Genomic DNA, 14,358 nt, shown 5'->3' with positions numbered 1-14,358 from the left:
TGAAGACGCTGCATTATTGGAATGATTTGCACGTAAAGAACAGAAAAAATATTATGGGCCGAGTAGCCCATAATAGATAGGGGATTAACTGAAGAAGCGGAAAAGTCCCCAAATGAGGATGATTGCGGCGATGAGCGGATGAAAAATAACTCGCCAAATCAATTTATGTGGGCGAAAACCTACCCCAAAAATCACAGCAGCACACGTAGCCCAAATAAGAATAATACCCTGCCAAATCTTAAATGAACTCGTATTCGCAGCGAACTGGGAAGGATCCCACATGACACAACCTGCCATGACGAGCGCTAAAATGAGGATAAGGGCCCTCACTGGCCCCTTATCCATCAGTTGGTAGCATTTATCTGCCAACATTATTCTTCGCCATCATTAGCAGCTTTTGAGCTTTCCGCATGCTCTAGCGCTAAAGCTGCTATCACTGCAAAGCTACATGCTAACAGCGTGCCAAGTATCCAGGCAAAATACCACATGTGTTATGCTCCTTAGTACAGTGAATGATTGTTGCTTTCGATGAATTTTTTGTCCAGACGACCAAACATTTTGTAATAACACCAAGAAGTGTAAGCCAAAATAATCGGAACAAAAATAATCGCAACAACAGTCATAACCTGAAGTGTGAACAAGCTAGAAGTTGCATCCCACATTGTCAGACTTGCATTTGGCATGATGCTTGAAGGCATGATGAATGGGAACATCGCAACACCACAAGTCAAAATGATACATGCAATCGTCAATGAAGAGGTTATGAATGCCAAAGCACCTTTATCTGCTTTAGTAAATAGTATGGTCAATAAAGGACACACTAAACCTAATGCAGGTAATGCCCACAGCGCTTGATAGTTATGGAAGTTAGTTAACCAAGCACCTGCCTGAACAGCAACTTCTTTATTTAACGGATTAGAAACACTTTTGGTGTCTAATACTGAAGTCACAACATAACCATCGATGCCCATGACTAACCATACACCTGCCCCGCCAAACGCTAAAAGCGTGAGTAATGCAGTCAAGTAAGTTGTTTTGCGGCTACGCAAATGTAACTCACCCGAAGTACGCATCTGTAAATAGGTTGCGCCCTGTGTAACGATCATCATCAAGCTGACAACACCTGCAAGCAGACCATATGGGTTTAATAAACCAAATAGATTACCGGTATAATTCAAATACAGCTGTGAATTAACTTCAAATGGAACACCTAATAGCAGGTTACCAAATGCAACGCCGATAACTAATGGAGGAACAAAACCACCGATAAACAGGCCCCAATCCCACATGTTACGCCATTTTGGATTTTCTAACTTCGAACGATAGTCAAAGCCTACCGGACGGAAGAATAACGCAGCCAGAACTAAAATCATGGCCATGTAGAAACCCGAGAATGCCGCAGCATAAACCATTGGCCATGCAGCAAATAATGCACCACCGGCTGTGATTAACCAAACTTGGTTACCATCCCAGTGCGGCGCAACTGAGTTAATCATAATGCGGCGTTCGGTATCCGTTTTACCAATAATTGGTAATAAAAAGCCAACGCCCATGTCAAAACCATCTGTGACAGCAAACCCAATCAGTAAAATACCGATCAGTATCCACCACACAAATCTAAGAACTTCATAATCAAACATAAGTGGACTCCTGTTTACTGAACGTCTTGTGCAGAGGTGTTTTTCTGTTCAAAGTGGTAACGACCAGTTTTCAGACTACTTGGTCCTTTACGGGCAAATTTGAACATTAAGAACATTTCGGCAATTAAGAACAGCGTATACAGACCACAGATCAGCGCCATTGAGAAGATGAGGTCAGTGGTAGTCAAAGTAGAATGAGCTACAGCAGTTGGTAATATTTCCCCAATTGCCCAAGGCTGACGACCATATTCTGCGACAAACCAACCAGCTTCAACGGCAATCCACGGTAATGGAATACCAAATAGCGCCATACGCAGCAGCCATTTACTTTTACCGATACGGTTACGGACAACAGATAAGAAAGAGAGACCAATAATGAGCAGTAACAGGAAGCCAACAGCAACCATGATACGGAATGCCCAGAACAGAGGACCTACATTAGGGATACTGTCTTTCGCCGCAGCTTTTATGTCTGCTTCGCTCGCATCAGTGACGTTTTCAGTATAACGTTTCAGCAACAGGCCATAACCGAGGTCTTTTTTGTTTTCGCCAAAAGATTCACGCAGTGCTGGATCTTTATTGCCCGCTAATAATTCTTGTAGTTGACCATAAGCCACCATACCGTTACGGACGCGAACTTCATGCTGAGACATTAAGTCTTTTAGACCTAAAACCGGGGTATCGATGGAACGCGTTGCGATGATACCCATCAACCATGGGATCTGAATCGCAAATTTATTTTCCATTTTTTCGGTATCAGGCCAAGCAATCAAATTAAATGATGCTGGCGGTGCATGGGTTTCCCACTCGGCTTCAACCGCGGCGAGTTTGGTTTTCTGCACATCACCCATTTCGTAACCAGATTCATCACCCAGTACGATAACGGATAATACCGCAGCAATACCAAAACTTGCAGCAACCGCAAATGAACGTTTTGCAAACGCAACATCACGGCCTTTAAGCAGGTAGTAAGAGCTAATACCAAGAATGAACATTGCACCTGTACAGTAACCAGCAGCCACTGTATGAACAAATTTGACCTGTGCTACTGGATTTAGTACCAGCTCAGAGAAGCTGAGCATTTCCATGCGCATAGTTTCAAAATTGAAGTCGGCAGCAACAGGGTTTTGCATCCAAGCATTGGCAATCAAAATCCACAATGCAGAGAAGTTAGAACCTAAAGCAACTAACCAAGTAACGGCGAGATGTTGTTTTTTACTTAAACGATCCCAACCGAAGAAGAATAGACCTACGAAGGTTGATTCTAGGAAGAACGCCATCAGGCCTTCGATTGCCAGAGGGGCACCGAAGATATCACCCACGTAATGGGAGAAATATGACCAGTTAGTCCCGAATTGGAACTCCATAGTCAAACCTGTAGCAACACCCAGAGCAAAGTTAATACCAAATAACTTACCCCAGAACTTGGTCATATCTTTATATATTTGCTTGCCCGACAGCACATATATCGTTTCCATAATCGCTAACAAAAACGCCATACCTAGCGTTAATGGAACGAACAGAAAGTGATACATTGCGGTTAAGGCAAACTGTAATCGTGACAGTTCGACAATATCAAACATCTTGACTCCTTGCTCCTAGCAGGAAGACACCGACATGCGGCAACCCGGCTTCCAATTTTTTATAATAGGAAAACCTCTTAACTACCAGCAATAAATGCCTCTATGACAACAAATAATTAACCAAACCAAAAACTCAATAGACACCTTAATAATAGTACGCTTATCTTCACATACAATAAACTAATTTTGCGTGACTCAGATTCGAATTCTGACTTTACATCAAAATTTATATCCACGACTAAAAAATAGAGTAATTGATCTAGCAACAATTTAAGCAATTTAGGTGAATATTGCCAGCACTTAATAAATTGATTTACTGCATTTTTTTCATAATTGTTAATTAATCGACTTATGCCATTATTTAAGTTATTTAGATGTTAACCACCTGTTATTTACAGAAACAAAACTAGGTTCTAATTTTAAAAAATAGCACAAGAAAGTTAACTTTCATCTTTTATTGATACAAAAGATAGGTAATCTATTCTTCTCTAATATTATTGAATAAAAATATTAAATATATCATCACCTCAAGTCACTATATTTAAAATATCCAATTAATACTGTCTAATTTATATATTATTTTTTTATTTTTCAGTTGCGTTTATAAGAAATAAAATAATTTAATAAAGTCTATTTAATAACTATTATTAATATCATTATAAATAGCAATTCTTTATATTCGACTATTTTACTCAAGTAAATAAATTGAATAACCCGCCTAGTACGGAAAATAAAAAACAATATAAATTCAATTGGTTGAGATCACCCCACTCACTACCTCACCCTAAAATATATGCTATTTTATGTAAATTAATAATCTAAATTCATATTTTCATATATAAATCAAAGGAATCTCAGCAAATAAGCAATCTCACTTAGATCAACGGTTGCAACACACAATAATCGCACGTTAATTATGCGATAAAACACTCAATGTAGGTTAAATGTTATTTTTCTATCGTATGAAAATATTAATCATACAGATTAAAACCATCAATAATCGTGTATTTTAAAACCAAAAATCACTTATTAACTTAATTTAAACATAAAAAAGCTACCTATAAGGTAGCTTTTAGAGTGTCTTGCTGATGTTTAACTTACTTGTTCAATAATCTTCTAATTAATTGATAATTAAATTATTTATCAAACAACTATACGTTAATATTATTTAGCAGCTAATAGGGAGTTAACTGCCTCGCCAATATCAGCGAGGCTGCGTACTGTTTTGACGCCTGCGGCTTCAAGAGCGGCAAACTTCTCATCAGCTGTACCTTTACCGCCAGCAATAATTGCGCCAGCGTGGCCCATACGTTTACCTTTAGGTGCCGTAACACCCGCGATATAAGCAACAACAGGTTTAGTCACATGTTCTTTTATAAACGCCGCGGCTTCTTCTTCTGCCGTACCACCAATCTCACCTATCATAACAATAGCTTCAGTTTGTGGATCTTCTTGGAATAATTTCAGAATATCAATAAAGTTAGAGCCTGGGATGGGATCGCCACCGATACCCACACAAGTTGATTGACCTAAGCCTGCGTCAGTAGTCTGTTTTACCGCTTCATAGGTCAATGTTCCTGAGCGCGAAACAATCCCAACTTTGCCCGGTAAATGAATATGGCCCGGCATAATACCAATCTTACATTCACCCGGAGTGATAACTCCCGGACAGTTAGGACCTATCATACGAACACCGGCTTGATCTAATTTCACTTTAACCACCAGCATATCCAGCGTAGGAATGCCTTCTGTAATAGTGATAATCAATTTAATCCCCGCGTCGATAGCTTCCAAAATGGAATCTTTGCAAAATGGTGCTGGCACATAAATAACGGAGGCAGTAGCGCCTGTAGCTTCGACAGCTTCACGAACCGTATTAAATACTGGCAGACCTAAATGTTGAGTACCACCTTTGCCCGGAGTAACTCCACCAACCATTTGCGTGCCATAAGCAATCGCTTGTTCTGAATGGAAAGTTCCTTGGCTACCGGTGAAACCTTGGCAAATTACTTTAGTATTTTTATCGATTAAAATAGACATTATTTAGCCTCCGCTGCTGCTACTGCTTGTTTCGCTGCATCTGCCAAGCTGGTTGCGGCAATAATATTTAAGCCACTATCTGCCAGTTTTTGTGCACCTAATTCTGCGTTATTACCTTCAAGACGTACCACAACCGGAACACTAACGCCCACTTCTTCAACCGCGCCAATAATGCCGTCAGCAATCAGGTCACAACGAACGATCCCACCAAAAATATTAACAAAAACAGCTTTTACATTGTCATCCGACAAAATAATTTTGAATGCTTCAGTCACACGTTCTTTAGTTGCACCACCGCCAACATCAAGGAAGTTAGCCGGAGAACCACCATGCAGTTTAACAATATCCATGGTGCCCATCGCTAATCCTGCACCGTTAACCATACAACCAATATTGCCATCAAGCGCAACGTAGTTTAACTCCCACTGCGCTGCTTGCGCTTCGCGGGCATCTTCTTGCGATTCATCGCGCATTTCGCGCAATTCAGCTTGACGATACAGTGCGTTACCATCAATACCTAATTTACCATCTAAACAAATTAGTTCGCCCTGAGTATTAATTACCAATGGGTTAATTTCAGCCATCGCTAAATCACGCTCTAAGAACATGGTTGCTAAGCCCATGAAAATTTTAGCGAATTGACTAACTTGTTTACCGCTAAGGCCCAATTTAAACGCTAACTCACGGCCTTGATACGGCATAGGGCCAGTTAATGGATCAATAATTGCTTTGTGGATAAGCTCTGGCGTTTCTTCCGCCACTTTTTCAATTTCCACACCACCTTCTGTCGATGCCATGAACACTACACGACGTGTGCCACGGTCAACTACTGCACCTAAATATAATTCTCTCGCGATATCTGTCGCTTCTTCAACCAATACTTGATTAACTGGCTGACCATGCGCATCTGTTTGATAAGTCACTAAATACTGACCTAACCATTTTTCTGCAAATGCTTTTATCTCATCAAGATTACTGGTAACTTTCACGCCACCCGCTTTACCACGTCCACCTGCATGAACCTGACATTTAATCACCCAAGGGCCATTACCGATTTTTTTTGCGGCTTCAACAGCCTGTTCTGCAGAATCGCAAGCATAGCCTGTCGGTGCTGGCAAACCATAGCGTGCAAATAACTGTTTCGCCTGATACTCGTGTAAGTTCATGATGTTCTATCCATAATTGAGTCTGAAGAGGCGCAAATACGCCTCCTACTGTTGTTACGGTAATAGCGCACTTTAAAACGCTATTACCTCCTTTATTTCAGACCGGGTAGCTCTTGGCTACCCTGTTATGTTGCTATACGTCCAGTAATAAACGCGCTGGATCTTCCAGCATATCTTTAATTGTTACCAAGAATCCAACGGATTCACGACCATCAATCAGACGGTGGTCATAAGACAGTGCTAAGTACATCATTGGTAAGATTTCAACTTTACCATTCACCGCCATTGGACGATCTTTAATCGCATGCATACCTAAAATCGCACTTTGTGGTGGATTAATAATAGGCGTAGACATCAGTGAGCCAAACACACCACCATTAGTGATAGTGAAGTTACCTCCGGTTAAATCCTCAACCGTCAGTTTACCGTCACGACCTTTCACCGCGAGTTCTTTAATCGCTTTCTCGATATCCGCCATACTCATTGCATCAACATCACGTAAGACTGGAGTTACCAGACCACGCGGCGTGGATACCGCAATACTGATATCAAAATAGTTATGATAAACAACATCAGTACCATCGATAGATGCATTCACTTCTGGATAGCGTTTTAAGGCTTCAACTGCGGCTTTAATGTAGAAAGACATAAAGCCCAAGCGAACACCGTGACGTTTTTCGAACGCTTCACCGTATTGCTTACGCAGGTCTTTAATTGGCTGCATATTGATTTCATTGAATGTTGTTAGCATAGCCGTGCTATTTTTAGCTTCTAACAGACGTTCAGCGACACGTTTACGTAAGCGTGTCATTGGTACTCGTTTTTCACTGCGGTGAGCTAATGGAGCCGCGGGCGCTTGAGGCGCAGAAACCGGGGCTACTGGCGCGACAGATTTTGCAGTAGCAACATGTTTTTCAACATCTTCACGAGTTAATCGTCCACCGACCCCGCTGCCTTTAATATCAGCAGGATTAAGGTCATGCTCTGCGACTAAACGACGTACTGCTGGGCTAAGCGCATCGTTATGTTCAGTTTCTAGGCTTGCTGTTTGACGCTGTGCAGGCGTTGAACTCTGTACATCTTTAACTTCTGCTGGAATGCCAGTGCTATCACCAAGACGAATACGTCCTAACAATTGTTTAGATAGAACAGTGGCGCCTTCTTCTTCAATAATTGCTTCTAGCACCCCGGCTTCGCTAGCTGGAACTTCTAACACCACTTTATCGGTTTCAATCTCAACCAGAACTTCATCACGTTCGACGCTGTCACCTGGTTTTTTATGCCATGTGGCAACCGACGCATCAGCAACGGATTCAGGAAGATCGGGAACAAGAATTTCTACACTACTCATTTTCTATCCTTTAATTATTCAATGTTCAGAGCGTCATCAACTAAAGCTTTTTGCTGCTCTAGGTGAACGGAGGTGTATCCAACTGCCGGGGAAGCGGAAGCAGGACGACCCGCATAACGTAAAGATGCCCCACATGGGATAGCTTCACGGAAATTATGTTGGCTACAGTACCAAGCACCTTGATTTAATGGTTCTTCTTGGCACCAAACGAAATCTTTAACATGTGCATATGCAGCAAAAATTTGCTGGATATCATCATGAGGGAATGGATACAGCTGCTCCACACGGATAATAGCCACGTCAGTTTGGGCATTTTTGCGACGTTGTTCTAATAAATCGTAATAAACTTTACCGGAACACATCACAACGCGTTTCACATTTTTCGTATCCAGTGGATCAATTTCATCGATGACTGGTTGGAATTTACCGTGAGCTAATTCTTCCAAGCTAGAAACCGCTAATGGATGACGTAACAGTGATTTAGGTGACATCACGATTAATGGACGGCGCATTCCACGTAATGCTTGGCGGCGCAGCATGTGATAAACCTGAGCTGGTGTCGACGGGACACAAACTTGCATATTTTGCTCAGCACATAATTGCAAATAACGCTCCAATCGCGCAGAAGAGTGCTCTGGACCTTGGCCTTCATAGCCGTGGGGTAGCAGCATGACCAGACCGCACATACGTCCCCATTTTTGTTCGCCAGAGCTAATAAACTGGTCGATAACAACCTGAGCAACGTTGGCGAAGTCACCAAATTGAGCTTCCCAGATAGCTAATGTACGGGGCTCGGTGGTCGCATAGCCATATTCAAACGCCAGTACTGCTTCTTCTGACAGCACGGAATCCCAGACATTAAATACGCCCTGACCATTATGAATATTGGCTAATGGAACGTAAACTGAGCCGTTGGTTTGATTATGGATAACCGCATGGCGATGGAAGAACGTGCCACGGCCAGCATCTTCACCAGATAAACGGATAGGAATGCCTTCATCAACTAAGGTTGCATACGCTAAAGTTTCAGCCGCGCCCCAGTCTAATAACTTCTCACCTTTGGCCATTTCAGCACGGTCGTTATAAATCTTCTCAACCCGAGACTGCATGACCACTTCTTCTGGAATAGTGCTCAGTTTAGTACCGAGTTCTTGCAGTCGTTTTAAATCGAACTGAGCTTTATAATCTTGATCCCAATCGTGATTAAGATACGGTTCCCAAGTGTAAGCATTCAGCCCCATTGGACGCCATTCTTCAACCACACAATCACCACGATCTAATGCATCACGATAAACGTTAACCATTTCTGTGACATCATTCGCCGTAACGATATTTTGCTCGATTAATTTATCCGCATAGATTTTACGCGGTGTCGGGTGTTTCTTGATTTTTTGATACATTACTGGCTGCGTTGCACTTGGCTCATCAGCTTCGTTATGACCATGGCGGCGGTAGCAAACCAAATCAATCATCACATCGCGTTTAAAGGTATTACGGAAATCTAATGCCAAACGAGTCACAAATGCGACAGCTTCAGGATCATCCGCATTAACGTGGAAAATTGGTGCCTGCACCATTTTCACTACATCGGTACAATATTCGGCTGAACGTGCATCTTTCGGGTTAGACGTTGTAAATCCAATCTGGTTATTGATCACGATACGAACAGTACCGCCAACTTCATAGCCTCGCGCTTGAGACATATTTAACGTCTCTTGAACTACGCCTTGGCCTGTCACCGCCGCATCACCATGAATAGTAATTGGCAAGACCATATTGCTACGAGCTTCATCTAAGCGGTCACGACGCGCACGAACAGAACCAATAACCACCGGGCTAACAATCTCTAAATGAGATGGGTTAAACGCTAACGCCAAGTGAACTTTGGCACCTTCAGTAGCGAAATCAGAAGAGAAACCTTGATGGTATTTAACGTCACCTGTACCTAGGTGATCTTTATGCTTACCGGCAAACTCATCAAATAGCTCTGAAGGAATTTTACCTAAAATATTAACCAGAACGTTTAGACGTCCACGGTGCGCCATACCCAGTACCACTTCACGGGTATCTTGTTTTCCTGCATGACGAATCAAATCTTTCAGCATTGGGATCAGTGCATCACCACCTTCCAATGAGAAACGTTTGGCCCCCGGGAATTTAGCCCCCAGATAGCGTTCTAATCCTTCAGCTGCGGTTAACTCGGCTAAAAAACGACATTTTTCTTCTTTAGTGAAAATGTCACTGACTTGTACAGATTCTAAACGTTGTTGGATCCAGCGTTTTTCTTCAGTATTGGTAATATGCATATACTCAGCACCAATTGAACCGCAATAAATACGTTTCAGGGCATCGTATAGCTCGCCTAATTTCATCGTTTCTTTACCAATAGCAAAAGAACCGACGTTGAAGGTTTCGTCTAAATCAGCTTTGGTGAGATTATGAAAAGTAGGGTCTAAATCAGGAACGGGTTCCTGTTTCCATAATCCGAGGGGATCTAAATTCGCATTCTGGTGTCCACGGAAGCGGAATGCGTTAATCAGCTGCAATACTTTAACTTGTTTTGCATCTAATTGAGGATCGCTGACAGATGTATTATAGCGGGTAGATTCTTTCGCTAGGCGGCGAAAGTAATCGCGCGTCTGTGAGTGGGGTTGCTCTCCGTTGGAGCCTGCGTCAGGTAACTGCTGGAAAATTTCTCTCCAGCCGGCATCAACGGAATTAGGGTCAGTTAAATAATCTTCATAGAGTTGCTCTATGTAAGACTGGTTTGCGCCAGCCAGAAAACTTGAATCCAGCCAGTCCTTCATTACGCCGTTCTGCATTGTGATCCCTCAAGCTACTAAAGCTTTAGTTTTCGCCGTTATTAACTAATACCGCGATTAAGCGGTGTCGATAAAGGTTCATCTGGACGTGCTTTGTGCATGTTCTCTCTTTGGGTCCTCTTATTGCTGAGGATTTCCCTTTTTAAGGAACCTTTAAGAACTGTTGGCAGTTTTTAAAGGTCCCTCACTAAGCACGTATCTTCATCATTTGCAGTTGGCACTTATTGCTCTTCGTCATCGTATTTTTCGGTTAAATCCTGCGGCAAAAATGACACCGCAGGAGACTCATAATTACACCACTAACATCCTATTATGCACTATGTTTTAATAACATAGACTTAATATGACCGATAGCTTTGGTTGGATTTAGCCCTTTAGGGCATACATTGACACAATTCATTATGCTATGACAGCGGAAAACACTAAAAGCGTCGTTCAGATCATCTAATCGGCCATCGGTTTCAGTATCTCTACTATCTATTAAGAAACGGTATGCAGCGAGTAACCCTGCGGGCCCGATAAATTTATCTGGATTCCACCAAAATGATGGGCAAGAGGTTGAACAACATGCGCATAAAATACACTCATACAAACCATCTAATTTTTCACGCTGAGCAGGCGTCTGTAGATTTTCACGCGCAGGTGGATTTTTGTTGTCATTGATTAAATAAGGACGAATTTTTTCGTACTGAGTATAAAATTGCGTCATATCAATAATCAGGTCGCGAACAACCGGCAACCCTGGTAATGGACGGATCACTATTTTCTTGCCCGGGCGCGATAATACTGACAATGGAGTAATACATGCCAATCCATTCTTACCGTTCATATTTACGCCATCTGAGCCACAAACACCTTCACGGCAAGAACGACGGAATGACAACGTGGGATCTTGTTCTTTTAGCGCAATCAACGCATCGAGCAGCATCATGTCTCGGCCAGCAGGAACGTCGAGCGTGTAATCCTGCATGCGTGGCGCATTATCTGCATCGGGGTTATAACGATAAATCGAGAATTCTAATTTCATAATTTATTTCTCCGCAACTGGATTAACACCACGCATTAATAGGTACGTATTTTTGGTGGGAAGGCTTCACGCAATTTAGGCTGCATGTTGACTTCGCGACGTGTCATCGTTTCAGATTGCGGTAAATACAGAGAGTGACACAGCCAGTTAGCATCATCGCGATCCGGATAGTCAAAGCGGCTATGCGCTCCACGGCTTTCTGTACGATAGTTAGCTGCTTGCGCGGTGGCATAAGCAGTTTCCATCAAGTTATCCAGCTCTAAACATTCAATTCGTTGGGTATTAAACTCTGTTGAGGTATCATCAAGACGCGCATTTTGTAAGCGTTCACGGATAGTTTTTAGCTCTTCTAATCCTTTCGCCATCGCATCACCTTCACGGAATACCGAGAAATTATGCTGCATGCAGGTTTGTAGCGCTTTACGAATTTCAACCGGATCTTCACCCGTACGAGTACTTTCCCAACGATTAAAGCGACTTAATGCAGCATCAATATCAGATTCGCTAGCATCACGCATAGTACCTTGTTCCATCAGTGACTCTTTCAAATGCAAGCCCGCAGAACGGCCGAAGACCACTAAATCAAGCAAGGAGTTACCGCCTAAACGGTTAGCGCCATGAACGGATACACAAGCAATCTCACCGACAGCGAACAGGCCTGGGATGACTTCATCTTCGCCGTTAGCATTAATCCGTAATGCTTGCCCCGTCACTTTGGTCGGAATACCGCCCATCATATAATGACACGTTGGAATTACTGGAATAGGTTCTTTGATAGGATCGACATGAGCAAATGTGCGAGATAATTCTAAAATACCCGGCAAGCGTGATTCCAAAACTTCTTTGCCTAAATGATCGAGTTTTAATTTCGCGTGAGGTCCCCACGGGCCTTCACAACCGCGGCCTTCACGAATTTCAATCATAATAGAACGCGCCACTACATCTCGACCGGCTAAATCTTTGGCGTTTGGCGCATAGCGCTCCATAAAGCGTTCGCCATCTTTATTCAGTAAATAACCGCCTTCACCACGACAACCTTCGGTAACCAATACTCCCGCGCCTGCGATTCCGGTAGGATGGAACTGCCACATTTCCATATCTTGTAGAGGCACACCTGCACGAACGGCCATACCAACACCGTCGCCAGTATTTATATGTGCGTTAGTGGTGGATTGGTAAATCCGCCCTGCTCCACCGGTCGCCAAGATTGTCGCTTTAGCTTTAAAATAGACGACTTCGCCAGTTTCCATACAAATAGCGGTACAACCGACAATATCGCCGTCTTGGTTTTTCACCAGATCAAGCGCATACCATTCAGAGAAAATCGTAGTATGGTTTTTCAGATTTTGTTGGTACAGAGTATGCAATAAAGCATGGCCCGTACGGTCAGCTGCCGCCGCAGTACGTGCCGCTTGCTCACCACCAAAGTTTTTAGATTGACCACCAAATGGGCGTTGGTAAATTGTTCCATCATCTAAACGAGAAAAAGGTAATCCCATATGCTCCAGCTCTAAAATAGCTTCTGGACCGGTTTGACACATATATTCAATAGCGTCCTGATCCCCAATATAATCAGAGCCTTTGACAGTATCGTACATATGCCATTCCCAATTATCCGGATGGGTATTTCCTAGAGCAACGGTAATGCCCCCTTGCGCGGATACTGTATGAGAACGAGTCGGAAAAACTTTAGATAATAAGGCGCAACTAAGGCCCATTTGAGAAATCTGTAGTGCGGCGCGCATACCTGCACCACCCGCACCAATAACGATAGCATCAAACTCTCTTACTGGCAGTTTCATTTATACACCCCACACCACAATTGTTCCGTAAATTAAGTAAGCCAGCAGCACCACAACTAATAAAAATTGTAGAACTAGGCGCAACGCGACCGGTTTTATGTAGTCAGTCAATACCTGCCACAAACCTATCCATGCGTGTACTAAAATCGATAACAATGTAAGGACAGTAAACACTTTAGTTACTGAGGAGGCAAAGAAACTACGCCAAACTTCGTAAGTTATATCGTTAATAGCCACGAAGCCAACAAGATAAACTATATATAAAGCGATGATGATTGCAGAGGCGCGGATCAGTAACCAATCATGGATACCGGAACGGCCAAAAGTAGATGCATTGCTTACCATACCAATACCCCCGCTAGAATTGACAAGATGATGGTGATAGCAAATGCGGCTTTTGCAGAAAGATTACCTACCGCTAATGTTTCGTCAATAACACCGAAATCCATCAGCATATGACGAATACCGCCACAGATATGGTAAGCCAATGCAGTAAGAATGCCCCAAAGAATAAACTTAGCAAAAAAGCCAGTCATTAATTCAGACGCATATTGAAATCCATCTGGCGAAGATAGAGAGGTGCCCAATAACCACAGCAGTATACCAACTGCGATAAAGGTAATTACGCCAGAGACACGGTGTAAGATCGAGGCGATAGCAGTGATCGGAAATTGGATCGTCTGCAAATCAAGGTTGACAGGTCTTTGTTTTTTCACAATTTAGCCCACACAGCTCTTTTATTATTTTCCTTCCTCCGGACCTGGGGCGGGAAATCATACAGCGCTACGGGATACAAAACACAACTTAACTAAAACTTTAATCCATCATGTTTAAAAAAGTTGTACGTTGATTACGCTGGGTGCTCCTACATCAGGCAATCCGGAGACCTTGCCGCAGTATATGTGCTTCACATCATCATTACAATTC

Annotated in this window: 12 protein-coding genes; all 12 read right to left on the bottom strand. The window is 42.7% G+C overall.

Going from position 1 to position 14,358, the window contains the following annotated elements; genetic code table 11:
* Positions 1 to 84: 84 nt before the first annotated feature.
* Positions 85 to 372 (bottom strand): cyd operon protein YbgE, encoded by a 288-nt coding sequence (ybgE, locus tag MNY66_RS03890; RefSeq protein WP_047255731.1) that lies wholly within the window; start codon positions 370 to 372, stop codon positions 85 to 87.
* A complete protein-coding gene (gene cydX / locus MNY66_RS03885; RefSeq protein WP_072057345.1) occupies positions 372 to 488 on the bottom strand; it encodes a cytochrome bd-I oxidase subunit CydX in 117 nt (38 codons plus the stop codon). The genes ybgE and cydX overlap by 1 nt, the downstream gene beginning before the upstream one ends.
* A gap of 12 nt (positions 489 to 500) precedes the next feature.
* Entirely contained in the window at positions 501 to 1,640 is a 1,140-nt protein-coding gene (gene cydB / locus MNY66_RS03880) for a cytochrome d ubiquinol oxidase subunit II (RefSeq protein ID WP_053909034.1), read from the bottom strand.
* A gap of 14 nt (positions 1,641 to 1,654) precedes the next feature.
* Positions 1,655 to 3,223, bottom strand: coding sequence for a cytochrome ubiquinol oxidase subunit I (gene cydA, locus MNY66_RS03875; protein ID WP_047255733.1), 1,569 nt, complete (start codon positions 3,221 to 3,223; stop codon positions 1,655 to 1,657).
* Between the two features lie 1,164 nt (positions 3,224 to 4,387).
* Positions 4,388 to 5,263: a succinate--CoA ligase subunit alpha gene (gene sucD / locus MNY66_RS03870; protein WP_047255734.1), complete on the bottom strand. Its 876-nt coding sequence runs from the start codon at positions 5,261 to 5,263 to the stop codon at positions 4,388 to 4,390.
* Positions 5,263 to 6,429: an ADP-forming succinate--CoA ligase subunit beta gene (sucC, locus tag MNY66_RS03865; protein ID WP_047255735.1), complete on the bottom strand. Its 1,167-nt coding sequence runs from the start codon at positions 6,427 to 6,429 to the stop codon at positions 5,263 to 5,265. Before sucC ends, sucD begins: the two co-directional genes overlap by 1 nt.
* Before the next feature lie 133 nt (positions 6,430 to 6,562).
* Positions 6,563 to 7,780, bottom strand: coding sequence for a 2-oxoglutarate dehydrogenase complex dihydrolipoyllysine-residue succinyltransferase (gene odhB, locus MNY66_RS03860; RefSeq protein WP_241501466.1), 1,218 nt, complete (start codon positions 7,778 to 7,780; stop codon positions 6,563 to 6,565).
* Positions 7,781 to 7,794: 14 nt separating this feature from the next.
* On the bottom strand, positions 7,795 to 10,602 hold the full coding sequence (gene sucA / locus MNY66_RS03855) for a 2-oxoglutarate dehydrogenase E1 component (RefSeq protein ID WP_047255737.1): 2,808 nt from the start codon (positions 10,600 to 10,602) through the stop codon (positions 7,795 to 7,797).
* A gap of 310 nt (positions 10,603 to 10,912) precedes the next feature.
* Positions 10,913 to 11,629, bottom strand: coding sequence for a succinate dehydrogenase iron-sulfur subunit (locus MNY66_RS03850; protein ID WP_047255738.1), 717 nt, complete (start codon positions 11,627 to 11,629; stop codon positions 10,913 to 10,915).
* 35 nt (positions 11,630 to 11,664) lie between these two features.
* A complete protein-coding gene (gene sdhA, locus MNY66_RS03845) occupies positions 11,665 to 13,431 on the bottom strand; it encodes a succinate dehydrogenase flavoprotein subunit (RefSeq protein ID WP_053909039.1) in 1,767 nt (588 codons plus the stop codon).
* Positions 13,432 to 13,776 (bottom strand): succinate dehydrogenase membrane anchor subunit, encoded by a 345-nt coding sequence (gene sdhD / locus MNY66_RS03840; protein ID WP_047255740.1) that lies wholly within the window; start codon positions 13,774 to 13,776, stop codon positions 13,432 to 13,434.
* Positions 13,770 to 14,150 carry a succinate dehydrogenase cytochrome b556 subunit gene (sdhC, locus tag MNY66_RS03835; RefSeq protein ID WP_156171010.1) on the bottom strand — a complete coding sequence of 127 codons (381 nt, stop codon included), beginning with the start codon at positions 14,148 to 14,150 and terminating at the stop codon, positions 13,770 to 13,772. Before sdhC ends, sdhD begins: the two co-directional genes overlap by 7 nt.
* Positions 14,151 to 14,358 lie beyond the last annotated feature (208 nt).

This window comes from Moellerella wisconsensis (genome assembly GCF_022592395.1).
GTDB classification, from domain to species: domain Bacteria; phylum Pseudomonadota; class Gammaproteobacteria; order Enterobacterales; family Enterobacteriaceae; genus Moellerella; species Moellerella wisconsensis.
Note: the sequence above shows the minus strand (reverse complement) of the source record. Positions and strands in the feature narration are given on the sequence as shown.